The following is a 23479-nucleotide window of genomic DNA, read 5'->3' as shown; positions in this document are numbered from 1 at the left end:
GCGCCCCCCCTCCTCGAGACTGTAAAAATGCCACACGCTGAAACACCGTCCGATCGTCCGTGGACTCCGGTCGTGCTGCCCAACCTGCCGGCCCCTGCGGGAGCCTACTCTCCGGGCGTGCGCACCGCAAATATCGGGAACCTGATGTTTGTCTCGGGGCAGACGCCGCGCGATCAGGCCACCGGGGACATCGTTGACGGGGACATCGAAGCCCAGACGCGTCTCACGCTGGCGAACATGGAGCGCATTCTGATCGCCGGCGGCGCAACGCTCGCCAATGTCGTCAGCATTACCGTGTACCTGGCCGATGAGAACGACTGGGGCACGTTCGATCGTGTCTATCGGACCGTGTTCTCGGCGCCGTACCCGGCGCGCGCGGTCGTCGGCGCATCGCTGCGCGGCATTCTCGTCGAGATCTCAGCGATCGCCGCGCTGTAGGACCGTGAGATGACGCCACCACGGGTCGTGGTGTACGCCACGAGTCGACCGTTTCGCGCGGCGTGCGACGGGTTGCTGCGCGAGGCGGGAGCGCGAGTGCGAGTGGCCAGTCGACAGGCGGAGCTCGCGAAGGCGATCGGGGAAGGCACGATCGAGGTGGTCATTGCGGGCGATGATGGCCAGGATCTCGCAGTCGCGCGCGAACTCGCGGCGAGATCGACGACGGCAGTGCCCGTTGTGCAGCGAGCGCCCGGCGAATCGATCGAGGAGATCGTCGCACGGGCGCTCGCTGTTGCCGCCACATCGGTGAATCAGCCGAGGTCGAGCGAATAGCCCTCGCCGCGCACGGTACGGATGTCGACCACACTCGCGCACTCGCGCAAACGCTTCCGGAGTTGCGCCACGTGGACGTCGACGACGTTCGAGCCCGGATCGAACTGCAGATGCCACACGTGCTCGAGCAACATCGGACGGGTAACGGTTTCGCCGGCGCGCATCGCGAGAAACTCGAGGAGCGAATACTGACGCGCCGTCAGGTTCACGAGTTTGTTGTGACAGTGCACCTCGTGGGTCACGCGATTCAGCGTGAGATCCCCAGCACTTACACGCTCCATCGAACGAGCGCCACCACGGCGAATCGCCGCTCGCACACGAGCGGCGAGCACTTCGTTCGGGAACGGCTTCTGGAGGTAATCGTCGGCACCCGCATCGAGCGCGCGAACGACATCGGCGGTCGTATCGTGGGCCGTGGCCACCACGATCGGCGTCGTGCTTCCCTCGCGACGCAGATCCTGCAGGACCGCGAGTCCGTTGCGGTCGGGTAGCTCGAGATCAAGTACAATCGCATCGTACGGGTTGGCCAGCGCGAGACGACGTCCGTCTTCCGCAACCGGCGCGATGTCGACGTCGTACCCGTCGTCGACGAGTACCTGACGCATGAGATCTGCGACGAGTTGATCGTCTTCGATGACAAGAATCCGCATTCGCGTGTCGGATTGAGTAGGAACCATGCGGCGGGAAGCGGTGGCGGGATCGGACATCGGAGGTTGACTCAGCCCGAAGCGAGCCGACGCCCATCGTTTGCGAGTGACCATCTAACCGTTGTTCCGTGATTTTAATGCACATTTGTCACAATTTTGGCATGATGAAAGGCAATTCATGAAGTTGTTCCCGCCATGTAACGGTGGGCCGGTCACCCATCCCCTTTTAATCGGCGAATGGCTCGCCGGTCTCGTTTGCCGGGCTTGCTGTCTCCGAACGCGAACGTCACCGGCATCTGGCGCAGCTGCTGCTGCGAGGCCTCGCGCTTCCGCTTTCCGTCGGCGGTCTCCTCGTAGAGCCGCTGGGCGATCTCCGCCGACCCTCGGCGCTCAACAACGTCCTTCACGAGAAGCTGCCACTCGATAGGACCGTGGCGCAGTCGAATCTCGTCGCTCGCCTGGACCAACTTCGCGCGCTTCGCCCGATCCCCATTCACGTCGACTTTGCCGCCGTCGATGGCGTCGGCTGCCAGCGCCCGCGTCTTGAAAAAGCGGGCGGCCCACAGCCACTTGTCGAGGCGGACCTTGCCCGGGGGAGACTGCTCGTCGTCGTCGCGCATCGACTACCTCGTACCGTCAGCGCTGTCGTCATTCGACTCGATGTCGAGGACGTCGTCGTCGACATCATCGTCATCGGCGTCGTCGTCGAATGCCAAGTCGTCGGCACTCGCCTCGTCGAGATCGTCGAGAGCGTCGAGAGCGTCGAGAGCGGTGCCGTCGGCCTGCGACGACTGTGCTTCAGCCGACCGGACCTCGCGGATGCGCGTGGCGGCGCCGGCAAAGACGGAGCGAACGGCCGGATTCGATTGTTGCTCAGCGGCGCGATGGTCGAGCAGCGGGACCAACGCCGTGATGGCGTCGAGCTCCGCGTCGGCATCACCATTGCTGGCGATGGCGAGCAACATCGCGACCACTTCATCGCAGGCGTCGGCCATGCGGCTCGACGTGGCCGAGTCGGGACCGGGCACCTTCGTGCCACGCGCCATCAGCGCGACGCGCTCTCGCAACACGACGGCGTCAGACTGGAAGCGATTCACGAGATATTCGCGGGCGGTTGTCGTCATCAGCGATGGATCCTCATCGGCACGGGGCAATACGAGAACGAATCGGGGCGGCTCTGGCTCAACTGAGATCGTTGCGGGTGATGCCAAGTTCGTCACGCGCGGCGCGCCACGACGCCAGCCAGGCGTCGGCGACGACCGCCGGCGCAATGCCGATGCGCGCACAGCGTGAAACGAAGTCATCCCACCAGCCTTGTTCGAGCGCATCGATCACATCGAGCAACTGACCGAGCGGCCGCTGGCGGTCCATCATCACATCGCGTAACGCATTCGGCAGCGCCAATCGTTCCGACAGGATCGGCGCCGACGCGCCGAGCGCGAACTCGAGCGTGGAGACCAGTCCCGCGATGAGACGCAGGCGCGGATGCGGCGCATTGTCGAGCGCGGCGCCGACACGTTCGCAAACGCGCGCGCGTCGAAGCGCGGCGAAACCGAGTTCGGCATCCTGTGCGGCGTCGCCGATCAGGCGCGCGGCCACAGACACGAGCCGGTCCATGATCGCATCGCGTCCCAGCATCGTGATGGCGTGCGTCACCGATCGCGGTCCGCGCACGCCCAGCGAGGCCGAGCCCATTGCACGCAACAGCGACGCCGCGAGATGCGGATCGTCGTGCACAAACGTGTCGAATGATGAATCGGTGGGTCGGCCATCCGCAAACGCGGCGAGCATCGTGATCGCTCGGCTCACACTCTCCTCGGTGGTGCGGTCGACCGGTACGCCGGCGCCGCGGGCCAGTAGGCGCCCGCTGTACAGCGGCACGCCGGCCTGCAACACGCGATGACGCGTGAGGCGGTCGTCCACTCCGCGAACGAGTGGGCGGAGTCCGGCGTCGAGCAGCACGCGCACGCGCGATTCGAGAGCGCTGGGCGGTGTACGTGCCGCGTCGAGCACGATCGTGCTACCCACCAACGACGGCGGCAGCGGCTCGCCGTCGGGGAAGCCCTGCAACGCGAAGTGAAAGCCGGCGCCAAGCAGCCGATCGACGGCGCGCCGTGTCGCCGCGTCGTCGAGCGACTCCGTGGCCAGCAGCCACACGGCATCTGCCGACGCGAAGCGGGTAATGGCGCCTTCACGTACAATGGCGGGCGTGATCGGTACCACGAGACTGCGGCCGGCAAGGCGCGTGAGCGCCCCCACCATGTCGACGAGACTGCGCGCGTCACCGTCTGGATCCGAGCCGCCACGGCGCGGATCGGCGGGACAGGTCGAGACCGCGTAGCCGATCACGCGATCACGCCGATCGCGAATTGGCAGCAGTGAGGTCAGCATGTGCGCCGTCTCATCGCGGGCTTAGCCCGGCGTGCGCGCAGCGCGCGCAAGCACCGAATTGAAAAAGGCTGGTTCACCGGTGACGTCGCGCTCGACGTACGGGGCAAGCCACTCGGGAAGCGCTGGACGGTCGTCGAGCCCCGAGAGTTCGACTTCGGCAAGCACGAGATCACGATCGAGGAAGACGTCGATCTCCCAGGCATACGCGGCATCACGCACGACATGCCGTTGCTTGCGCACGCGCGCGGCGGCCGTGAGAGGCCAAATCGCCTCGAAGAGTTCCCGACTCGTGCCCTCGTCGATCTCGACCCGTGCCTGCGCAGGGCCGAGTTTCACGTTCCGCCAGCACGAGATGGTGCCGTCGGGATTCGTGGACCGACGCAAGCGTTCACGCAGCGCGGTGCCCGGAAGCCAGCCCTGTTCGATGAGCGTGGGCGGAACCGACGCCGCAATTGGCGGCACGCGGGTGAGGAGATACTTCCGCTCGATCTCGAGCGGCACGCCGGCCTCAGTGGTCGGTGCACTATCGCGCCGCAGTTCGACGACGGCCATCGCGAGCGAGTTCATCACGCCGTCGATGCGTGCGCACCAGTCGAGCGTGAACGCCTCGTAGTGCGCGAGTGCCACGGCCTTGAGCGCGCCATGCAGCGCCAGAAGGTTTGCCTTGTGTGCGCGCTCGGCCAGCAGATCGGCGTCGCGCACGGCGCCGAGCAGATCCTGGCCGCGAGTGGCCAGTTCGTACCACGCGCCGAGGGCGGGGCGTGACTTGGCAAAGGGCGCGAGCATTGCCCGCTGGCGTTTCAGGCGAATGCGCACCTGGTGCATCGCTTCGCGCGAGTCGACACTGGTGACACTTTCGAGATCACGACGCAGTCGCGCCGACGCGCGCTCCACACGCGTCGCGAGATGTCGCGCGAACGGAGTGGGCGTGACGGGCATACCAACGCGGTGCAGCAGCAGAAACGTGGAGAGGCGCGCGAAGAGTCGATCCACGATCGGATCGAAATGCTTTTCGAAGGCGCGGGTTACCGCCGCTGAAGAACGGGTCACACGGCGGTCGAGGATGGCGCGCAGGCGCATCGCTTCGTCACGGGCGACCGCAGGGAGCTGTTCCATCTCGGCGTCGAGCCAAGAGCGCTGCACATCGGCATCGCGCACCGCGTTCGTAGCCTGTCCGAGTGCCCGCAGGGACCGCAGCGTACGCCGGTCGACCGCGCCATCCAGCGCACGCTCGTGCTCGCGGAGCACCGCCCGGAGCCGTCGCAACGACACGCGAGCGCGATGCAGCGTTTCCGCTGACGATCCCGTGTCGGTTCCTACGGCATCCGGTGCGCTGGGCAGCAGCCACTGCGCGCGTGCTTCGCAGAGTTGCACGAGCCAATGGAGTGCCACCAGACGAGCGCCTTCCTGCGCCGGTCGGCGAAGCGCCTCAGGCAGCAGCCGACGCAGATCGGTGGAGGTCAGGATCGACCCGTCAACCATCGTTGACATCGTGGTCGTCGCTCGCGTCGACGTGCACGTGGGCCGTGCCGTCATCGTCATAGCTCACCGAGACGAGCCACGGCCGACAACAGACCTGACAGTCCTCGATGTATTGCTGATGCGTTCCCGAGCCCGGATCGAGGGTGATCTCGACCGGTTCGCCGCAGTACGGACAGTGTACTTCCCCAACGAGATCGGCCACGCCGTCGCCGAGGGGGAACTCCTCGTCGTCGAGCGCGTCTTCGGCCTCATCAGGATCGCCGGCGTCATCCGGCAGGTCCCACTCTTCTCGGTCACGCATGTTCGCACGGTGAAAGCATGCGCGTAATCAAACGCCGCGACCGTTCCTGTCCACCTCTGGCGACTCAGTTCTGCATGAACAGCAGCGTTCGGTCACCGGTAGCCACGGCGAGGGCGGCACGGGCGCCGGCCACCTTGGCCTCTACAGCCGCAAGTTTGACGGCTTCGTCGAGCACCAGCCGTTCTCGGAGGTTGAGAATGAGCAGTGTTCCTTCGCCGTTTTCGTAGCGTACCTGCTCGGCGTCGCGCAACAGGCCGGCGTTGCGCACATTGGCCACCTGTCGCTGCCGGAGGCGCTCGAGATTAAACAGATCGAAGATCGCCGCTCGCGCATCGAATTCGACTTCGCGCCGCAACCGATCCCGCTCGAGCCGCTGAAATTCGAGACGCTGGCCCGACGACGCGAACCGACCGGTTTCCTTGAGAAAGAGCAATGGCGACTTGATGCTCAGTCCGGCCTTGTAGTTGTTGTCGAGCCGCTTGCCATCGAAAAACGCCTGCTCGCTGTCGCTCGCGCCGAGGCCGGCCAGCTTTGCTTCGGCCAGCGGAATGAGCGCCTGGGTGCTGAACAATCGCTGCGCCTCCGCCTGTTTGACGCGCGCCTGTACTTTGAGCAGGTCGGGGTTTCGGCGCGTGGCCAGATCGAGCAGTGCCTCGAGACGGGTCGAGTCGATGCCCGCCCGTTCAATGCCCAGCAGCACTGGCTTGGCGTCGGCCGGGAGCGGCGCGGGCCGGCCGGCGCTATCCCAGAGATAGGCTGTGACATTGAGCGACGAGACGTAGAAGGACGCCTCGGCTTCGAAGCGGGTGACCTCACGGCGTTGCAGCTCCAGCAACGCTTCGATGGTGTCGATCGGCGCACTTTCGCCGCTCGCAACGCGACGTCGGACCGCCTGCAGCCGGAACTCGGCTAGCGCCTCGCCTTCCTGCGCGATGACCCGACGACGCCAGCTTTCGTACCAGGCGCCGTAGTCCTTGGCGGCCGAGAACAACAGCTTATTGACGATGGCGGTGCGGTCGGCTTCTCCGGCGTCCCGCGCGGCGCGTGCCTGTTGCAGGGCGTTGCGCCGTTCATCGGTGAGAATGCGTTGTCCGAGGGGAATCGAGATGCCCGCTTCGAACGTGCCGTTGGCGGCGGTACGTCGGTCCGGATTGAAGTACCGGCCCATCGAACGATCGAAGGCGATTGTGACATCGGCGCCAATCGGCAGCGGAATCTTGAGTTCGGCGTCGAAGTAGTTGTAGTACTGCTCGCCGCCGAACTTCTTCTGATCCCACGAGGCCGTCAAGGTTGGATCGAAGGCGCCCCACGCGGTGCGCAGGTCAGAGCGTGCCTGATCGGCCACCAAGCGCGCCTGCGCGGCAACCGGATGATTGGCGAGAATGCCGTCCACGAAGGCAGGAAATGCGAACGGCGTGCCGAGCGTGTCGACCCGCGACGGCGCCACCTGCGCTCGTGCCGACGCCGACGCCGACATGGTCCAGGAGATGCCGAGCGCGAGGGCAAGCGCGGTACGCAGGTGCCCGATCACTTCTTGCCTCCGTCCTTGGAAACGCTCCTGCCCGCGCTCTTCTCACCGGCGACCGCGTCGGCCGGCAACGCTTCGTTCGGATTGATCGAGAGCGGAAAGCCGTTGAGCTGGCGCCAGATTTCCCAGCCCACGGTGACGTTGTCGAGCATGGCCCAGCCTTGCACCCCCGTGCCCAGACGCAGCTGCGCCGGCCACTGTGCGTCGTGTGTGGTGTCGGGCACGAGCAGCACGCGAAAGAGTCCCGTGCGATTTGGGAACTGGTCGATCACCGCCACCTGTGCGCCGAAGGTGCCTGACGCCACCTGCGGCCATCCCGAGATCTGCAGCGCGGGCCAGCCATCGAAGAAGATGCGCACATGCCGTCCCGGCTTGAGCAGGGCGATGTCCATCGGCTTCACAAACAGTTCAACCGCCTTGCTGGGCCGCGCCGGCTGAATGGTGACGATCGGTTCGCCCGCCTTCACGATTTCGCCCTGACCGGCCTTCGTGGCGCGCACGATATAGCCATCCTGCGGCGCCTCGATGAGGTAGAATCCGTTGCGAATCGTCAGGGAGCCAACCTTGTCCTTCAGCTTTGCGACCTCCGAGCGGCCCTCGCTCACTTCGGCCAGTGTCGATGCGCGATCGGAACGCGTCTTCGAGATCTTCTCGCCGTATTCGGCGGGAATGCTCGACAGATCCGTTTGCGCGCTGAGTAGCACTTGCTGTTTTTCCACGAGCTTGGCCGATGCCGATTGCACGCGAAGCTGAAACGCCTGCAGCTCGTTCACTGACACCAAGCCCAACGTATCGCGAAATAGCCGCTCTCGACGACGCAGTTGGTCGTGCGCCACCGAGTCTTCAAGCGCCGCCTGACGGACTTCCGCGCGATACTGCGCGATCTTGTTGGCCGCCTGCTGCAGTTTGAAGTCGCGTTGCGCTCCGAGCTGCGAGATCTGCGTGGTGAGCGCGGCCGCCTTATTCTGTTTTTCGCCGATCGCCGATTCCTTCGCCGACTGTTGCTGCGCCGTGAGCGGCAGCATGTTCGGATTGAGGTACTCCTCCTTGATTTCGGAGATGCGGACGATGCTGTCTCCCTTGTTCACATATTGACCTTCCTGTACGTACCACTGTTCGATGCGGCCATCGATTCGCGTGGGCAGCTCCTGCGGACGATCGGATGGATCGAGTGCCGTGATGGTGCCCTCGCCGCGTACGCTCTGCTGCCAGGGAAGGAAGAGCACCAGGAACAGCGTGATGAGAATGCCCAGCAGCCATCGCGACACGATGCGGCTAATGTTCGCTTCTCCCAAGAGTGCCGTGGTCTCCAGCGGCAAATGCTTGAGTTCGCGTTCGATATCGAGATCGGACAAGGCCATGCTGTTCAGGCTCCCGTGGTCGTTGGCGTCTCGTGCAGCAGATTGCGGCACATTGCATCTTCACGCAGAACGCTGAACGGTCCTTCGCGCACGATCTGGCCCCGCTCCACGAGGAGCACGCGGTCGAACGCCGCGAGTAGCTGCGGATCGTGCGAGACGGCAATCACTGTCCAGGGTCGGCTCCGATCAGTGAGTAGCTTGATGATGAGCGTGCGCGACGCGGCGTCGAGATTCTGAAAGTAGTCGTCGAGCACGATCAGTCGAGGGCGACCCACCATGCCTTGCGCCACGAGCAGCTTTCTCGCGAGGTGTGCCGGCAATGTCCGTCCGCCGTTCGTCAGCTTCGTCTGAATGCCCTGCGGCAGCTGTTGGATCTCGTCGGTGAGCGCGAGGTCGTCGAGCGCTTCACGCACATCGCGCGGCGTGATGTGCGTACGGCCCACGCTTACGTTCTCCTCGACCGTTCCGTCGAAGAGATCGGTCCACGAGAGCATCTGCCCGATGCGCGCGCGCAGGGCGGGCCGGTCGAGATCGCGCAACGTGACGCCGTCGAACCGTATGGTGCCATCGTAGTCGTCGATCAGGCCGCCGAGCAGCTTGAGCAGCGTGGACTGACCGGACCCGTCGGACCCCATGATCGCCACGCGTTCGCCCGGCTCGATCGCTACCGTGATACCGTCGACGGTGGCCGACCGTGCGGATGGGTAGCGATAGCGGAGATCTTTCGTGACGATCGACACGCCGACCCCAGGCACGTGCAACGGCGCGAGTCCACCGCGGGCTTCGAGTGGCAGATCCGCCACATGGCCCGACTTGTCGACGCTGGTGAGCACATCGTACACCGTGGCGAGGCTGGTAATCAGCTTCTCGACACCGGCGAGGACGGTTACGATCACCACTTCCGCCGCCACGAACTGGCCAAGCAGGAGCCGGTTGGATTGCACCAGCGTGGCGCCGATGATCAGCACGGCGGCTGTGATAAACGTCTTGAAACCGATCAGGGCGATGGTCTGCTTCACGAGCACCGCGAAGTGCTTGCGCCGATACTTGAGATACCCGGTCACGACATCGTCCATGCGTTCCACGGGCAGCGTGGAATCGCCGGCGTACTTGAACGCGTGAAAGGCGCGAGCGATTTCCGTGAGCCAGTGCACCGCCTTGTACTTGTACTTCGACTCCACGATGGAGGTCTCGAGACCTTCGGGGCCGGACCAGCGGATGATGAGCCAGAGGGCCGCCGTGACACCGAGCGCGAAGCCGGAGAACCAGGGGCTGTACACCGTGAGCAGGATCAGGCTGAACACGATGGTGAGCAGCGCGGTCGGCACATCGAGCAGCAGCTTCTGCACGCCCTTTTGAATCGCGATCGCTTCGAACAGACGGTTCATCTGCTCGGGGAGGTTCGACTCCAGCGACGCCGCGTAGCGCAGCCGTGGAATGCGAAAGGCGAACTCCAACGCCATGCGCGCGAAGACGCGCTGCTGGATACGCTCCACGACCTTCAGAATGCCGATCTGCAACACCCCGGCCACGATCGTACCGAGCACGACGAAGGAGATGAGCACGATCACGGGCTGCAGGTACAGTCGCCCCTGCACGATCTGCACAATGCCGCCAACGGCGAGCGGAAGGATCAGGCTCAAGCCACCGGACAGGGTCGCATAGAAGAACACCGTGAGGATCTCGCGCCGCTCCCGCGCAAAGAGCGCCAGCGTGCGATCGATCGGAGTTCGCGGCTCGTACTCCTCCTCCTCGTGGATCGCGTGGCCGAGGGGGCTGTGCGGGGAGGCGCTGGAGGTTGCGCTATTGGCCGGCCGCAGTGCCATCGGCGCCAGCGCGGTCAGCAGCGTGCCCGCACCGAGACGCGCGATCAAGGCGTCGGCGAGTGCGTCGCCCTGTCCCTCGATCGTGACCTCGCTCCCATCGCGCGGTACGACCAGCGCCTGCACCCTATCGTCGTCGTTCCGGCACAGCACGATCGCGTCGTCGTTGCGCGGGTCGATCAGAATGATGGGAACGGTGCGCTGGGCGATCGCGAGGCGCAGCGTGTCGTGGGAGAGCTGACGGTCGAGATAGCCGACGTCCACCGCGCCGCCGATGGAGCGGAGGCGGTTCGGCAATGCATCCGTGGGGGAGATCTGGCGCGTCAGCGCGCGCCAGCGTGCCTGCTCGACGTCGAGTCCGAGCGCGGCGGTGACCAATTGATTGACACGGGTTGCTTGAGCCGGCATGGCGCAATCGAGGGATCTATGAGCAAGAGCGTTCCCGCATCGACAGGCGTGACGCGGGCGAACGCGATTGGAGACGGGCCTGAGTGCGCGTACTCCTGTAGCTGGAATTGCAACGGGTACCGCCGCTGGTGGGCCAGCAGGTACCGCGAGAGATCAGCAGTCGTTCGGTGGCGCCCGAGGCGGCGCGCCGCGCCGTCGATCGTCGCGTCGATCATGGTGGAGTCGCGCCGACACCGGTGCGTCGACCCGACGCGCCGGTGTCGCGCCGAACGCGGTGCCCGGAGCACGTTCGGCGCCGGTGAGCTGCGAGGTCGCCGTACGATGGGGACGGCGGCTGCCGCGCTGCCACGTCGCGTGTGTCCACGAGGCCAGTCGCGATGATGCGCGGGCGAGCGGCGCGTCGTCGGTCGCCAGCGCCGCCAGCGCCGCCAGCGCCGGCGTTGAACGCAACGGGGAGCGCTGAATGACAGTCGTCACCCGAATCGATGGCTCCGTCGCAGCGGCCACCGACGCATCGGCGCGCAACACCGCCACCGTGGCCGCGAAGACCAAGACGACGTGCAGCAGCCAGAAGGGACGGGTGGAGACGATCATAACCTGAACAAATACGAAATTTCTTGTCGGGATTCAAGCGGCGGCCGCGCTAAGACTGCCGATACGCAGGTGCCGAGATCGAAGCGTGACACTTTCGGCCTGCGGCTGCGTACTGATCCTCCGGGCGGGTCGCATTCGGCGGTCCGCAGGAACGCCTCAACTGCGCGATCGGCGCGCCCAATATATGTCACGCGTTTCCGTTCGTCGTTCAACTGCCGAGACGGCGGTCATTTCAGCGCTCGTCGCGGTCGTCGTCGCCGTCCTCGCCACCGGTCCAGTCGGCGCCCAGCGCATCGCCGAAGGCGGAGCGCCGTCCGGTCGCGGATCGATCGGCCTCCATCTACAGCTCTCGGAGCCCAAGGGCGAATTCGGCCAGAATACGGGCAACGGCTTCGGCTTCGGTGGTTATGTCCTCGCGCGGCTCGATCCCAACTCGATCGCGAACCTTCGCGGCGACGTGTCGTTTCTGACGTACGGGAATGCCACACGGCGCATTTCGTTGAGTGGAACCGGTGGGCTGATTCAACTCAACCTGCGCACCACCAGCAACATCGTGTCATTTGTGACCGGACCGCAACTGCTGGGCCCCAATGGTACGTTCACACCCTACGCCACGGCGCTGGGCGGATTCTCGGTGTTTTGGACGTCGAGCTCGATCGAAGGATCGAGCAACGAGCAGGATCCGTTCGCGACCACGACCAACGCGAGCGACGCGGGGTGGGCCTACGGCGGCGCGGTGGGTAGCTACATCCGTGTAAGCAATGGCAAGAACCCGGTGCGCATCGATCTCGGCGCTCGCTTCCTGCGCCACGACGATGTGCGCTATCTCAACGCCGATCGCGTTCGCGAAGCGTACAATAACGACCGACCGCCGGTACCCATTCGCGGACGCGCCGACTTCGTGACCTACTACCTGGGCATCAACGCGATCGTCTTCTGAGCCGATGGGCGGCAATGTTCATTCGTCGTCCGGACGTCGTCGGCGCTTGGTTTCGCCGCGCTGACGCTTCTCGGTCAGTCGCCGTTCCACCGAGCCCCGTGTCGGCCGCGTCGCTTGGCGGGGCTTCTGCACGACCAGCGCCCGCGACACGAGCTGTACCAGCCGCTCGATCGCCGCGCGGCGGTTCTGTTGCTGACTGCGGAACTCGCCGGCCACGATGCGCAATGCACCGTCGCTATCCAAGCGCGACGCGAGGCGCGCCAGAACGAGCGCGCGCTGTTCATCTCGGAGCGCGCGAGAGTAGCGCACGTTCCACTGTAGCGCGATACGCGTGGCACTCCGGTTTACATGCTGCCCGCCGGGCCCGCTGCCGGAGATCGCGGTCACATCGAGCTCGTTCGCCGGAATGCGCACCCCGGGTACGACCTCGACATCGTCTTGCGATGACGCTGTCATCTCACGGGTCTCCCGGCGTGCGACAGGGCGACCCGCGCAGCGCGTTCGATATCGTGGCGGGTGAGGGGCGCGACGCCGAGTCGGGAGCTGAGAAAATCGCCACGTACTCCGAGGGGGCGGTGTTCGTGAACGACAGCTGCCGGTAGCCCACGGCGGCCAACTCACAGCGCAGCAACGCCGGCGGTGTACCGTGTCCGGACGTGGGACGCTTCAGGTCGAGAATCACCAGACGTCCACCAGGACGCATGGCGGTGGCAAGATTCCATAGCAACGCGTACGGCTGCCCGATCTCGTGATACATGTGAATCATGATGGCCACGTCGACGCTTGCGGTGGGCAAGCGCGGGTCGTGGCTGTCACCACGCACCACTTGGACATTGCGCAGCCCCTCACGTCGTACGCGTCGCTGCAGCAGCGTGAGGTAGTCGGGAACGATGTCCTCTCCAAACACCCGTCCGGTTGCACCGACGAGCGGCGAGAGACGGGTCACATAGTAGCCGTCGCCGGCGCCGAGATCAGCGACCTGATGGCCTTGGCCGATCTTCGCCAGCTGCACGACGCGCGCAAACTCGCCTGCGTCGTCGCGGTCATCTTCATCGCTCCATCGTGGCGCGACGATGTCCGCCACCGGGCGCATCGGGTTCGGAAAGGCAGTGGCCGGCGCGCCCGGAGGGGCCGCCGCACCGATCGTGTCCTGTCCTGCGCCCTCAATGCCAGCGGCCGTTTCATCGCGTCGGTCGGCCGACGCGCCGCACGCGACTGCCACTGCGACGACAAGGAGCGACCACCATGTCCGGCTCATACGGTGCTCGTCAAGTCGGTCCGCAAGTGCACGCGCAGCGCGGCCACCCGCCGGCCGTCCATCGCGACGATCTCAAGTTCTCCCCCGGGATACGTCACGCGATCGCCGACCTTCGGCAGTTTACCCAACATCGCGAAAGCGTATCCGCCCAGCGTCGACCAGTCGCCTTCGGGAATCGGAAGCTTGTGATCCGAGCGCACGTCGACGAGCGACATGGAGCCGGCGAGTTCCAGCACGCCGTCGAAGAGCAGGGCATCGCGCGACAGCGGATCATACTCATCGGCGATGTCACCGATGACTTCCTCGACGAGATCTTCCATCGTCACAATGCCGGCCGTTCCGCCGTATTCATCGAGCACCACGGCGAGATGTGCCCGCGTACGTCGCAGATCATCGAGTACGCGTTCGGCCGCGCGCGTGGCCGGTACGAACATCGGCTCGCGCAAGTGATCGCGAAGCGAGAACGACTCCGGATGCTCATGGAGCCAGAAGTCCTTCGCGAGAAACACACCGACAATGTCGTCGGGGGTTTCGCGGTACACCGGATAGCGCGAGTACCGCTCGCGACGCAACGTGACAATCAGTTCGTCGAGTTCAACGTCTTCAGCGATGGCGATCATGTCGGTGCGCGGGCGCATCACGTCCAGCGCCTTCTTGTTGTGGAAGTCGAACACGCCGGCGAGCATCGCCGAGTCGGATTCGTCGAGCGTGCCGTGTGCCCGAGCCTGCATCACGAGCAGACGCAGCTCTTCCGGGCTGTGCACGTGTCCCCCTTCGGACACGGGCTCGACCCCGAGCAACTTGAGCAGGCGGTTGGCGGTGCCATTGAGAAAGCCAATGAAGGGCGACATGACCCGCGAAAAAAGCATCAACGGGCGGACCACCCACCGACTCACGGTTTCGGGGCGCGCAAGGGCGATCGACTTCGGCGCCAACTCGCCGAGCACGATGTGGAGGAACGTGATCACAAGGAACGCGACCGCGATCCCGGCGCCGGTGTGAACGGCGTCCGCCGCCGGCTCGATCCCAACCACGTGCAGCGCGCGATCCACCAGCACGGCGATGGCGGGCTCACCGATCCAACCGAGGGCGAGAGAGGCAAGGGTAATGCCGAGCTGCGTCCCCGAGATATACCGGTCCAGCTGGCTGAGGGCCCGCTGCACCGCCTTCGCGCTGCTGTCCCCCTCGGCCGCCATCTGGTCAATGCGGCTCCTCCGCACCGCCACCAGCGCAAACTCGGCGGCCACGAAGAACGCGTTGAGCAACACCAGCAACAGCACCATCAGCAATCGTCCCGAAGCCGAACCGAAGGTGATCTCTTGGACGACGGGTAAAGAAGGGTCAGCAAGCATACTGAAAGGAAACGGACAAGCGGGTGATTCGTCAGGGTAGTGCAATCTGCAAGAGTGCCGGGCATTCCGCTTCTGCGGCATTCTGCAAGACTCACGACTTCCGTGCGCTATACCCCCGCGATCCCTCAGGTCCCGATTCAGGAGATGCTCGACCCGCGCCGCGTGCTGCGCTGGGTCTGGCTGGGCCGCGTTGTGCTTTCCTGTGCGATCCTGGTGGCCGCGGTGTTCGTCTGGAGCGAGGCGGCCCCGAGCGATACCCTGATCGCTACGCTGGCGTTCGCCTGTGCCACGCTGGCGACGATCGGCTCAGCGCTGTATGGCGAGTTCGAGCGCCGCGCGCTCGGTCTGGGCTTCTATGGAGTACAGTGTGCCATCGACTTGGCGCTCGTGACTGCGGTCGTGCACATCACGGGCGGCTGGAGCTCCCAGTTCGCCGCTCTCTATATCCTGGTCATCGCCAGCGCGGCCCTGTTGTTACCCTTCCGGGGCGGGCTTGCCGTGGCCGGTGGCGCCTGCCTGCTGTACGCCGCCGATGTGCTGCTGCTTCGGCCGGGAACGCCGTATGTCGGCATCACTGTACAGATCGCCGTGTTTGTCGTGGTAGCGATCGGTTCCGGCTATGTGTCGTCACGACTGCGTCAGGCGGGTATGGGACGCGAGGCCCTTGCCGCGCAGCTGGTGAAGGTGCAGCTCGAGGCCGCCGACATTTTGCGAACGATCCGGTCCGGCATCATGACGGTCGACGCCCAAGGACGGCTGCTGTACGCGAATCCCGCGGCGTCCGATCTGCTCGGCCTCGATCTCCGCGCGCTGGTCGGACGGCCGGTGTTGCACACGCTGCTCGGCGTGTCGCCGCAACTCGCGACGCTCCTTGAACAGTCGTCACGCGACGGCGTGCGCACCACGCGCGCCGAAGGGGTGATCCATCGCGCCGGCGAGACACTGGAGATCGGTGTGACCACCACCATCGCCAACGGAACACGCCCGGACGGCGGCGTGACCGCAACCGCGATCTTTCAGGACATCTCGGACAGCAAGCGCATTCAGGCGCTGCACATTCGTGCCGAGCGTTTGCAGGCTGTGGCCGAGCTAAGTGCGTCGCTCGCGCACGAGATCAGAAATCCGCTGGCGTCGATTCGCAGCGCGACCGAGCAGCTGGCCCGTCGTCGCGCCCGCTCGCTGGAACCGACCGCGGACGATGACGACGAGCGCATCCTGCACGATCTCGTGGTGCGCGAGGCCGATCGGCTCAGCCGGCTGTTAGCCGATTTCCTGGACTTCGCTCGAGCGCGCGTAACACGTGTGAGCCGCATCGACCTCGGCTCGATCGTGAACGCCGCGTCAACGATCGCGGCCTCGCATCCCGACCGCCGCGACGGCGTGCAGGTGCAGGTACACGTGGCGCCGGACCTGCCGCCGGTAGAGGGCGACGAAGATCTGTTGCATCGCGCCGTGTTCAATCTCGTCCTGAATGCCGTTCAGGTCGTCGGGCCCGACGGGCACGTATTCATCGAAGTCGATCGGTATCGCCCAACCGGTGAGCACGGCGCCGCGTCCGCGGTGCTGACTGGCGAGCTGCTGACCGTGAGTGTCACGGACGACGGCCCGGGCATTCCCTTGGAGCTGAAGGACCGGCTGTTCGAGCCGTTCGTGACCGGGAAGGCGGGCGGGACCGGACTCGGACTGCCTGTTGTCCATCGCGCCGTCGAAGCGCATCGCGGGGTGGTGCTGGTCGACTCGCTCGCGCGCGGCACACGCTTCACGATGCTGCTCCCGATCGCCAGCGAGAACGATTCGTCACGCCGTGGTCAAACGCCGGTGCATACTGCTGTCCCCTTCGAGCCAACTCACGACGAGTCGGCCAACGCCTTGCTTCCTTGCCTGATTGGAGTTGCACCGTGACCCCTCCCGCGCTCGCCGGTGACGCTCCACGCGTGCTCATTGTGGATGACGAACCGGGCATTCTCGAGTCGTTACGTATTCTGCTCAAAAACGAAGGCTTCATTCCGTTCACGGCACAGGGTGGCCGTGCCGGGGTGGAGCGCCTTCCGGAACTCCGTCCGGATATTGTGCTCACGGACGTGCGGATGCCCGATGTGAGTGGCGTGCAGGTGCTGAGCATGGCACGCCAAGTCGATCCCGATGTGCCAGTGATCCTGATGACGGCGCAGGCCACGTTGCAATCCGCGATGCAGGCGGTGAACGAAGGCGCGTTCTACTACATCCAAAAGCCGTTCCGCAACGACGAGCTGTTGGCCATTCTCCGCCGCGCGGCCGAACATCGGAAACTGCGCGCCGAGAACACGACGCTCAAGCAGGAGATCAAGCGGCGCGAGCGCACGACCACTGGACGTCCAATTGGGCGCAGCAAGCCCTGGCTCGATGTGCTGCGACTCGCCGAGACCGTCGCGCCCACCGATTCGACGGTGCTGCTCACCGGAGAGTCTGGAACGGGTAAGGAAGTGATCGCGCGCTATATCCACGAACTGAGCACCCGATCGGACAACAGCTTTCTCTCGATCAATTGCGGTGCGCTTCCCGAGTCACTGCTCGAGAGTGAGCTTTTCGGACATGTGAAGGGTTCGTTCACTGGTGCGGTGAGGGACAAGTCGGGCCTGTTTACGGCGGCCAACCAGGGCACGTTCTTTCTCGATGAAATCGGTGAGACGACCGCTTCGATTCAGGTGAAGCTCCTGCGCGTACTGCAGCAGCGTGAAGTGATTCCGGTGGGCGCCACCGAAGCGCTCAAGGTGGACACGCGTGTGCTGGCGGCAACAAATCGCGACCTCGAAGAAGAAATCAAGCGTGGCAGCTTCCGCGCCGATCTGTTCTATCGACTGAATGTGATCGCGGTGCACCTGCCGCCGCTGCGTCACCGTCAGGAGGATATCCCGCTGTTGGCGGAGTCGTTCCTGGCGCGCAGCGCGACGCTGCGGAACGAGGGCGTGAAGATGCTGCGTGACGACGCCCTAGACGCGCTGATGGCGTATGCGTGGCCGGGTAACGTGCGTGAGCTCGAGAATGCACTCGAGCGCGCCGTCATCCTGTCTTCCGGCCCGGTGATCGATCCCGATGCCCTGCCGGAGCGCGTGACGGCCCGTCGAGCCGAGCCGCTGGTGAGTGAACGCACGCCGGTGTCGCCGACGCTCGAAGCGATCGAGCGCGCCTACATCCACTGGGTCCTGCAGAACGAAGGTGGCAACAAGAGTCGTGCGGCCGACATGCTCGGCATTGATCCATCTACGCTGTATCGCAAACTCGCCCGCTACGGAGAAGCCTGATCATGTCCGCACTGATGCGACGTCGCACCGGTTTCACGATCATCGAACTGTTGATCGTGGTACTCATCATCGGAATTCTGGCGTCGGTGGCGATCTCGAAATTCGGCGAATCGAAACGTCGGGCGTATCTCACCGCGATGAAGTCGGATCTACGCGGCTTGGCGACCATGGCCGAATCCCACTTCACGTCGGAAAGTACGTATGCGGGCGTGTCGGCACCACAAGGTTCGGACGGGGTCACGCTGAGGTTCACCGGCACGACGTCGGGGTGGTCCGCCACCGCGACGCACGTCGGTGTGCCCGGGGTCGAGTGTACAATGGCGGCTGGATCGTCGCTGGCGGCGAACGCGCCGGGTGAGCCGGTCTGTCAGTAGCTGCCTGCTGTCGATGCGCCGTGTACTAAAGAGTGGCACGGGCCAATGCCCGTGCCACTTTATTGTTTTCGACGTGCGCGTACCATGGAACGGCACGATTATCACGCCCCGTGCACGGTCGTCACGCCGCCGGAAGGCGCGAGAAATACGCGCGTTTCGAGGGCTCTTGCACGCTGCAAGGATCCTTGCGAAAGGCAAGGCGCGATGCGCCGAGCAGACTCGCGTTGAAATGATGCAAGTGTTTGAAGTGCAGCGGGTTACCGTGGTGTCATCAGCGTGGCAAGGCAGTTGCCATAACGCATGGTGTCGCGTCGGACACCACCACGGGTGACCAGCGTCGCTAGACCCCCACTGGAGAATTCACATGCAGCGCACTCGCAAGGGCTTCACCCTTATCGAACTCCTGATCGTCGTCGTGATCATCGGCATCCTCGCCGCGATCGCGATCCCGAAGTTTGCCGATACGAAGCGCAAGGCGTACGTGACAGCGATGAAATCGGACCTGAAGAACATGGTGTCCTCAGCCGAAGCGTTCTTCTCGGACAACAACACCTACGCCGGCTACGCCGCGCCAACCGGTTCGTCAGGTGTCTCGCTGACGTTCGTGGGTTCGTCGACGGGTTGGTCGGGCACGGCGACGCACGCGAATGCGGCCGGCGCCACCTGTTTGATCGGAACGGGCACGGACACGCCGGCCACGCTCGCCGAAGGCCAGCCTGGCGGCGCGGCTTGCAAGTAAGGTCACACGCGGGCGCAGCACTGTTTCATCACGCGTAGGGCGATGTAAGGGGGGAAGGGGTCGAGCACGTGCTCGGCCCTTTCGCCGTTCCTGCTCTGCCGATCGGGGCATTCTGCAGAATAATGGCGTTATGAGAGAGCATCGCGATTGGACCAAGTCGGGGACGCGTTCGTAACGCGTGTGCCGTGAACGATTTGCGAGAGTTCCGCGGAGTGGTACGCGCCGTGCCTGCAGAGTAGTCGACGACGCGGGCATCAGGTTCGCGCGCCTTCTTCTATGGAGCTCCTCATGCAGCGCACTCGCAAGGGTTTTACCCTCATCGAACTCCTGATCGTGGTCGTCATCATTGGCATCCTTGCCGCGATCGCGATCCCCAAGTTTGCGGACACGAAGCGCAAGGCCTACGTGACGGCCATGAAGTCGGACTTGAAAAACATGGTGTCCTCGGCCGAGGCGTATTTCTCGGACAACAACACGTACGCTGGGTACGCGGCTCCGACAGGTTCGTCTGGCGTCTCGCTGACGTTCGTTGGGGCGGCCACCGGTTGGTCGGGCACGGCAACTCATGCGAATGCGGCCGGCGCCACTTGCTTGATTGGTACTGGCACGAGCACTCCGGCGACACTCGCGGAAGGCCAGCCGGGCGGCGCGGCTTGCAAGTAGGGTCCCCCGCGGACGGAGCACTGCTCCACCGCACGTAGGGCCAACCAGGAGGCAAAGGGGTCGAGGTCGTGCTCGACCCCTTCTGTCGTTCGTCGCCAGGCGAATGTGACGAAGGGCAAATGGACCGTATTGCACATTGCCACAAAATGGCGAAATGACATCGTGCTGGCGTCGCCAGGCCTCGTGCGAAATGCGCAAAGCGTTCATAGGCATAGACTTGCGAATGTCGTACGGGGTGGTACGCGCGTTGCCTTGTTCGTTGGCAACGAAACGGGCATTGAGGCCCGGTCGCACCCCCCGAACGGAGACGGACTATGCAGCGCACTCGCAAGGGTTTTACCCTCATCGAACTTCTGATCGTTGTCGTGATTATCGGCATTCTCGCCGCGATCGCGATTCCGAAGTTCGCCGACACCAAGCGCAAGGCGTACGTGACGGCCATGAAGTCGGACCTGAAGAACATGGTGTCGTCGGCCGAAGCATTCTTCTCGGACAACAACACCTACGCTGGCTACGCCGCACCGGTGGGTTCATCGGGTGTCTCGCTGACGTTCGTGGGTTCGTCGACGGGGTGGTCGGGCACGGCATCTCATGCGAATGCGGCTGGCGCCAGCTGCTTGATCGGTACGGGCACGGACACGCCGGCCGGCCTCGCGGAAGGCCAGCCGGGCGGAGCAGCCTGCAAGTAGGGCAGGCGTGATGTTGTCGGAGGTGCGCGTGGTCGCGCCGACGTTGTAGCATCGATGGCCGGCTGGTCACCGCAGGCATCGCACGAGGGGCTGAGCAAACGCTTGGCCCCTCGTCGCTATTTCGGGAGGCTACCCTGACGTGGCCGTGCCCTGTTGCTTCAGGAGGCTGCGACACGCATCCTCCGCAGGTGCTCGCCATCCCGACTCCCCGCATCCACCAACGACTCAAGCAGGTGCTCGTCCGTGCCAGCGGCAGTGCGCTGGCGGCGATTATCCTGACCATGTGGGTCACGGAATACCTCCCCCCCTACCTGCGCTGGCCGCTGGTGGCGCTGCTGGTGGTGTTGGTGTCGATCGTATGGGTGAGCGTGCTGCGACGACAAGTCATGGCGCTGGTCGAGGTCCCCCTGGCGCAGTGTGTTGAAGCGGCGGAGGCGATCGCCGCCGGCGACAACAGCCGCCGGGTGCCGGTGGCGGACACGCACGAGTTCGCGCAACTCGCGACCAGCATCAATCGCATGACGGAGCAGATGCTCGCCGCCACGCAGTCGCGGATGCGTATCGAGAAGCTCGCGACGATGGGACGGATCGCGGCGGGCATTTCGCACGAAATCGGCAATCCGTTGTCGGCGATCGCGAACTATGCACACCTTCTGCGTATGCGCACGAGCGACGTGCCAAGCACCACGGAGCCGCTCGATGCCCTCGAGCGCGAAATCACACGCATCGATCGTATTATGCGCGGCTTGCTCGATTACGCGCGGCCGCGCCGACTCACGCCCAAGCCCATTGTCGTCGACGACGTGATTGAAGACGTGGTCCGGCTGCTCGACGATCAGGGGATCGTGCGCCGTTTTCGTGTCACGCGCGGTCTCGAGGCGCCCGCTGGTATCGTATACGCCGAGCGCCATGACCTTGAGCAGGTGTTTGTGAACCTCTTGCTGAACGCAGTCGATGCCATGGATCGTGAGGGTGAGGTCGTAATCAGCAGCCGCATCAACGACGCCGAGTCGATCACGGACGCGATCGATAGGCGCCGATCCGATCCGACGCCGCAGCGCTGGACGCATCGGCCCAGCAGGCGCGCGCTGGCGTGGTTAGCCCGTCCGGAGTCTCCTTCGCGATTCCTTCAGATCGTGATGGCCGATTCAGGCACCGGCGTCGCACCGGAAGACGCCGAGCGCATTTTCGAACCATTCTTTTCCACGAAGCAACCGGGTAAGGGCACTGGGCTCGGACTCGCGATTGTGGCGAGCACGATTGAGAATCTGGGCGGGACGATCTGGGTGCAACGCGCGCGTGAGGGCGGCGCCGCATTCGTGATCCTCTTGCCGCTCCATTCGGGATCGAGTGGTCTCCCGGCGCTGACATCGGGCGAGCGGCCCGCGTTGTCATGATCCTGCGCGCACGATTCTGGTGACACGGGGGAGCATGCATCGCCGTACCGTGCGATCATGCCTCCCCGTTCACCGTTCCGTTCACCGTCAGTCGCCGCAGCGAGCCCGCGCTGGCGCTGGCGCTCGCGGCTGCGCCGTGGTCAGCTGCTCGTCGAGTGCCTCATGGCACTCGTTCTCGTCGCCGTCGCGAGTCTGGTGCTGGCGTCCACGTCGGTCTCTATGGCGACGCTGGGCGACGACGCACTCCAAGTGGCTCGCGCGCAGCGAGAACAGGGAAATGCGGTCGGCCGCGCGCTGCTGGCGCCGTGCGATACGGTCACGCGCGGCGTCGCTACGACACGTTGGTCGACGTCGCGACTCAGGGTCGATGAAGCGCATACGGCCGCGAGTACGCTGCACCGCGCGCGTGTCGATGTGCGCTGGTCGGCCTCGGCGCTCGCGAACGCCGCCGCGCGCGAGCTACAGGTGAGCACTGCCGGACGGTGCCGATGAGCCACCGCATCTTCCGTCGCCGCGGTGGAACACTCGTGGAGTTGATAATTGCACTCCCGATCGCCGCGCTGTTGGCCGTCGCTGCAGCGGCCACCTTGATCGGTAGCTGGCGACTCGTGCGACGGGCGGAGTCGTCGCAGCGCAGCACCCGCGAACTGCGGCACGCACAGGCCGCATTGGAGGCGGAGCTGCGTCCGCTGCGCGCGCGTGATCTCCAGATCGTCAGCGACACGGCGGTGGAATTCGAGGCGCTTCTTGGTGTCGGCGTGGTCTGCGCCACTCCCGGCTCCGCCGAAGGCGTTGGCAATCGCGTGGACATGGTGGCGGCGGATCCCGTCGATCCGCGCGGCGTGTCATGGGCGAGCAGCGTGCAGGTCGGCGACGCGCTGTCGCTCTGGCGCATGAACCCCGATACGCTCGGGTCGCTGATCGCACTGGCCACCACGGTGCGCGACATCTCCTGGGGATCCGCCTGCGCTGACTCCCCATGGATGGCCGGCTGGGCGGATCGGCGCACCGTGCGACTCACGCTCGCCGACGGGAGTCCCTCGCCCCTCGTGGTTGGTGCGGCGGTCGCCGTCCGACGGCGCACGCGACTGTCGCTGTATCGCAGCGGCGCGTTGTGGTACTTGGGCAAACGCACCCGGTCCGGCGGCGCGTGGGATATCGTGCAGCCCATTGCCGGCCCATTGCTGTCGGCCGCACAGCGCGGGATGACGGTTCGTATTCTGGATGGAGCGGGCGCCGTCACGCTTGCGTCATGGAATGCCGCCGCTCTCCGCTTCGAGTTGCGAGCCGATCGCGCCCCCGACGGACAGGCTGCCGTTCGACGTGATACCGCCGCCTTTGATATCGTGCTGAGAGCTGAAAGTGCGCAACGCAAGCGCTGAACGCGCGCGTCGCGTCCCGCGTCGCGCCGGGTTTGTCCTGCCGTTCGTCGTGGTAGCCACGGCACTCGTCGCGCTGCTTGCCCTGGCAGCCATCACCA

The 23479-nt window shown here is 65.0% G+C and carries 25 protein-coding genes; 12 read left to right on the top strand and 13 right to left on the bottom strand.

The annotated features are described in order from the left end of the window. Positions 1 to 27: 27 nt before the first annotated feature. The gene (locus ACLL97_RS00660; RefSeq protein WP_411278543.1) at positions 28 to 438 is read left to right on the top strand and encodes a RidA family protein; all 411 of its coding nucleotides are present in this window, start codon (positions 28 to 30) and stop codon (positions 436 to 438) included. A gap of 9 nt (positions 439 to 447) precedes the next feature. Then, positions 448 to 771 carry a hypothetical protein gene (locus ACLL97_RS00655; RefSeq protein WP_411278542.1) on the top strand — a complete coding sequence of 108 codons (324 nt, stop codon included), beginning with the start codon at positions 448 to 450 and terminating at the stop codon, positions 769 to 771. Here ACLL97_RS00655 and ACLL97_RS00650 read toward each other — a convergent pair. From ACLL97_RS00650 to ACLL97_RS00605, 10 genes are all read right to left on the bottom strand, one after another. Next, entirely contained in the window at positions 750 to 1421 is a 672-nt protein-coding gene (locus ACLL97_RS00650; RefSeq protein WP_411278541.1) for a response regulator transcription factor, read from the bottom strand. The two genes, ACLL97_RS00655 and ACLL97_RS00650, sit on opposite strands and share 22 nt — an antisense overlap. Before the next feature lie 209 nt (positions 1422 to 1630). After that, positions 1631 to 2038 (bottom strand): RNA-binding S4 domain-containing protein, encoded by a 408-nt coding sequence (locus ACLL97_RS00645; RefSeq protein WP_411278540.1) that lies wholly within the window; start codon positions 2036 to 2038, stop codon positions 1631 to 1633. Positions 2039 to 2041: 3 nt separating this feature from the next. Then, positions 2042 to 2542, bottom strand: a complete 501-nt coding sequence (locus ACLL97_RS00640) for a hypothetical protein (RefSeq protein ID WP_411278539.1) — start codon at positions 2540 to 2542, stop codon at positions 2042 to 2044. A 58-nt stretch (positions 2543 to 2600) separates the two neighbouring features. After that, entirely contained in the window at positions 2601 to 3809 is a 1209-nt protein-coding gene (locus ACLL97_RS00635; protein WP_411278538.1) for an HDOD domain-containing protein, read from the bottom strand. A gap of 21 nt (positions 3810 to 3830) precedes the next feature. Further along, positions 3831 to 5300, bottom strand: coding sequence for a CHAD domain-containing protein (locus ACLL97_RS00630; RefSeq protein WP_411278537.1), 1470 nt, complete (start codon positions 5298 to 5300; stop codon positions 3831 to 3833). Next, complete coding sequence (locus ACLL97_RS00625; protein ID WP_411278536.1) at positions 5284 to 5592, bottom strand: CPXCG motif-containing cysteine-rich protein; 309 nt, start codon at positions 5590 to 5592, stop codon at positions 5284 to 5286. Before ACLL97_RS00625 ends, ACLL97_RS00630 begins: the two co-directional genes overlap by 17 nt. Before the next feature lie 64 nt (positions 5593 to 5656). Further along, the gene (locus tag ACLL97_RS00620; protein ID WP_411278535.1) at positions 5657 to 7123 is read right to left on the bottom strand and encodes a TolC family protein; all 1467 of its coding nucleotides are present in this window, start codon (positions 7121 to 7123) and stop codon (positions 5657 to 5659) included. Continuing rightward, positions 7120 to 8481, bottom strand: coding sequence for an HlyD family secretion protein (locus ACLL97_RS00615; RefSeq protein WP_411278534.1), 1362 nt, complete (start codon positions 8479 to 8481; stop codon positions 7120 to 7122). Before ACLL97_RS00615 ends, ACLL97_RS00620 begins: the two co-directional genes overlap by 4 nt. 5 nt (positions 8482 to 8486) lie before the next feature. Beyond that, the gene (locus ACLL97_RS00610) at positions 8487 to 10712 is read right to left on the bottom strand and encodes a peptidase domain-containing ABC transporter (RefSeq protein WP_411278533.1); all 2226 of its coding nucleotides are present in this window, start codon (positions 10710 to 10712) and stop codon (positions 8487 to 8489) included. A gap of 153 nt (positions 10713 to 10865) precedes the next feature. Continuing rightward, a complete protein-coding gene (locus ACLL97_RS00605; protein WP_411278532.1) occupies positions 10866 to 11306 on the bottom strand; it encodes a hypothetical protein in 441 nt (146 codons plus the stop codon). A gap of 184 nt (positions 11307 to 11490) precedes the next feature. Between ACLL97_RS00605 and ACLL97_RS00600 the strand changes: the two genes are divergently transcribed. Continuing rightward, on the top strand, positions 11491 to 12246 hold the full coding sequence (locus ACLL97_RS00600; RefSeq protein WP_411278531.1) for a hypothetical protein: 756 nt from the start codon (positions 11491 to 11493) through the stop codon (positions 12244 to 12246). Positions 12247 to 12264: 18 nt separating this feature from the next. Here ACLL97_RS00600 and arfB read toward each other — a convergent pair whose 3' ends face one another. Genes arfB through ACLL97_RS00585 form a run of 3 tightly spaced genes read right to left on the bottom strand, consistent with a single transcriptional unit; the run spans position 12265 to position 14856 of the window. Beyond that, complete coding sequence (gene arfB, locus ACLL97_RS00595; RefSeq protein ID WP_411278530.1) at positions 12265 to 12702, bottom strand: alternative ribosome rescue aminoacyl-tRNA hydrolase ArfB; 438 nt, start codon at positions 12700 to 12702, stop codon at positions 12265 to 12267. A gap of 1 nt (position 12703) precedes the next feature. Continuing rightward, positions 12704 to 13504 (bottom strand): class I SAM-dependent methyltransferase, encoded by an 801-nt coding sequence (locus ACLL97_RS00590; protein ID WP_411278529.1) that lies wholly within the window; start codon positions 13502 to 13504, stop codon positions 12704 to 12706. Further along, entirely contained in the window at positions 13501 to 14856 is a 1356-nt protein-coding gene (locus tag ACLL97_RS00585) for a hemolysin family protein (protein ID WP_411278528.1), read from the bottom strand. The genes ACLL97_RS00590 and ACLL97_RS00585 overlap by 4 nt, the downstream gene beginning before the upstream one ends. Before the next feature lie 102 nt (positions 14857 to 14958). Here ACLL97_RS00585 and ACLL97_RS00580 point away from each other — a divergent pair, with 102 nt between their 5' ends. From ACLL97_RS00580 to ACLL97_RS00540, 9 genes are all read left to right on the top strand, one after another. After that, the gene (locus ACLL97_RS00580; protein ID WP_411278527.1) at positions 14959 to 16758 is read left to right on the top strand and encodes a two-component system sensor histidine kinase NtrB; all 1800 of its coding nucleotides are present in this window, start codon (positions 14959 to 14961) and stop codon (positions 16756 to 16758) included. Further along, complete coding sequence (locus ACLL97_RS00575) at positions 16755 to 18137, top strand: sigma-54-dependent transcriptional regulator (protein ID WP_411278526.1); 1383 nt, start codon at positions 16755 to 16757, stop codon at positions 18135 to 18137. The genes ACLL97_RS00580 and ACLL97_RS00575 overlap by 4 nt, the downstream gene beginning before the upstream one ends. Before the next feature lie 2 nt (positions 18138 to 18139). Continuing rightward, complete coding sequence (locus tag ACLL97_RS00570; RefSeq protein WP_411278525.1) at positions 18140 to 18511, top strand: type IV pilin protein; 372 nt, start codon at positions 18140 to 18142, stop codon at positions 18509 to 18511. 364 nt (positions 18512 to 18875) lie between these two features. Next, positions 18876 to 19250 (top strand): type IV pilin protein, encoded by a 375-nt coding sequence (locus ACLL97_RS00565; protein WP_411278524.1) that lies wholly within the window; start codon positions 18876 to 18878, stop codon positions 19248 to 19250. A gap of 288 nt (positions 19251 to 19538) precedes the next feature. Next, entirely contained in the window at positions 19539 to 19913 is a 375-nt protein-coding gene (locus ACLL97_RS00560) for a type IV pilin protein (RefSeq protein WP_411278523.1), read from the top strand. Between the two features lie 314 nt (positions 19914 to 20227). Continuing rightward, complete coding sequence (locus ACLL97_RS00555) at positions 20228 to 20602, top strand: type IV pilin protein (RefSeq protein ID WP_411278522.1); 375 nt, start codon at positions 20228 to 20230, stop codon at positions 20600 to 20602. Positions 20603 to 20790: 188 nt separating this feature from the next. Beyond that, positions 20791 to 21999 carry a sensor histidine kinase gene (locus ACLL97_RS00550; RefSeq protein ID WP_411278521.1) on the top strand — a complete coding sequence of 403 codons (1209 nt, stop codon included), beginning with the start codon at positions 20791 to 20793 and terminating at the stop codon, positions 21997 to 21999. A gap of 162 nt (positions 22000 to 22161) precedes the next feature. Further along, on the top strand, positions 22162 to 22491 hold the full coding sequence (locus tag ACLL97_RS00545; protein ID WP_411278520.1) for a hypothetical protein: 330 nt from the start codon (positions 22162 to 22164) through the stop codon (positions 22489 to 22491). Beyond that, positions 22488 to 23381 carry a hypothetical protein gene (locus ACLL97_RS00540; protein WP_411278519.1) on the top strand — a complete coding sequence of 298 codons (894 nt, stop codon included), beginning with the start codon at positions 22488 to 22490 and terminating at the stop codon, positions 23379 to 23381. Before ACLL97_RS00545 ends, ACLL97_RS00540 begins: the two co-directional genes overlap by 4 nt. Positions 23382 to 23479 lie beyond the last annotated feature (98 nt).

This window comes from Gemmatimonas sp. (assembly GCF_046594945.1).
Lineage (GTDB): Bacteria > Gemmatimonadota > Gemmatimonadetes > Gemmatimonadales > Gemmatimonadaceae > Gemmatimonas.
Note: the sequence above shows the minus strand (reverse complement) of the source record. Positions and strands in the feature narration are given on the sequence as shown.

Excerpts from the sequence above, each read along its gene's own strand:
- ACLL97_RS00660 (WP_411278543.1), top strand. The coding sequence starts at position 28 with ATGCCACACGCTGAAACACCGTCCGATCGTCCGTGGACTCCGGTCGTG.
- ACLL97_RS00655 (WP_411278542.1), top strand. The coding sequence starts at position 448 with ATGACGCCACCACGGGTCGTGGTGTACGCCACGAGTCGACCGTTTCGC.
- ACLL97_RS00650 (WP_411278541.1), bottom strand. The coding sequence starts at position 1,421 with ATGCGGATTCTTGTCATCGAAGACGATCAACTCGTCGCAGATCTCATG.
- ACLL97_RS00645 (WP_411278540.1), bottom strand. The coding sequence starts at position 2,038 with ATGCGCGACGACGACGAGCAGTCTCCCCCGGGCAAGGTCCGCCTCGAC.
- ACLL97_RS00640 (WP_411278539.1), bottom strand. The coding sequence starts at position 2,542 with ATGACGACAACCGCCCGCGAATATCTCGTGAATCGCTTCCAGTCTGAC.
- ACLL97_RS00635 (WP_411278538.1), bottom strand. The coding sequence starts at position 3,809 with ATGCTGACCTCACTGCTGCCAATTCGCGATCGGCGTGATCGCGTGATC.
- ACLL97_RS00630 (WP_411278537.1), bottom strand. The coding sequence starts at position 5,300 with ATGTCAACGATGGTTGACGGGTCGATCCTGACCTCCACCGATCTGCGT.
- ACLL97_RS00625 (WP_411278536.1), bottom strand. The coding sequence starts at position 5,592 with ATGCGTGACCGAGAAGAGTGGGACCTGCCGGATGACGCCGGCGATCCT.
- ACLL97_RS00615 (WP_411278534.1), bottom strand. The coding sequence starts at position 8,481 with ATGGCCTTGTCCGATCTCGATATCGAACGCGAACTCAAGCATTTGCCG.
- ACLL97_RS00610 (WP_411278533.1), bottom strand. The coding sequence starts at position 10,712 with ATGCCGGCTCAAGCAACCCGTGTCAATCAATTGGTCACCGCCGCGCTC.
- ACLL97_RS00605 (WP_411278532.1), bottom strand. The coding sequence starts at position 11,306 with ATGATCGTCTCCACCCGTCCCTTCTGGCTGCTGCACGTCGTCTTGGTC.
- ACLL97_RS00600 (WP_411278531.1), top strand. The coding sequence starts at position 11,491 with ATGTCACGCGTTTCCGTTCGTCGTTCAACTGCCGAGACGGCGGTCATT.
- arfB (WP_411278530.1), bottom strand. The coding sequence starts at position 12,702 with ATGACAGCGTCATCGCAAGACGATGTCGAGGTCGTACCCGGGGTGCGC.
- ACLL97_RS00590 (WP_411278529.1), bottom strand. The coding sequence starts at position 13,504 with ATGAGCCGGACATGGTGGTCGCTCCTTGTCGTCGCAGTGGCAGTCGCG.
- ACLL97_RS00585 (WP_411278528.1), bottom strand. The coding sequence starts at position 14,856 with ATGCTTGCTGACCCTTCTTTACCCGTCGTCCAAGAGATCACCTTCGGT.
- ACLL97_RS00570 (WP_411278525.1), top strand. The coding sequence starts at position 18,140 with ATGTCCGCACTGATGCGACGTCGCACCGGTTTCACGATCATCGAACTG.
- ACLL97_RS00565 (WP_411278524.1), top strand. The coding sequence starts at position 18,876 with ATGCAGCGCACTCGCAAGGGCTTCACCCTTATCGAACTCCTGATCGTC.
- ACLL97_RS00560 (WP_411278523.1), top strand. The coding sequence starts at position 19,539 with ATGCAGCGCACTCGCAAGGGTTTTACCCTCATCGAACTCCTGATCGTG.
- ACLL97_RS00555 (WP_411278522.1), top strand. The coding sequence starts at position 20,228 with ATGCAGCGCACTCGCAAGGGTTTTACCCTCATCGAACTTCTGATCGTT.
- ACLL97_RS00545 (WP_411278520.1), top strand. The coding sequence starts at position 22,162 with ATGGCACTCGTTCTCGTCGCCGTCGCGAGTCTGGTGCTGGCGTCCACG.
- ACLL97_RS00540 (WP_411278519.1), top strand. The coding sequence starts at position 22,488 with ATGAGCCACCGCATCTTCCGTCGCCGCGGTGGAACACTCGTGGAGTTG.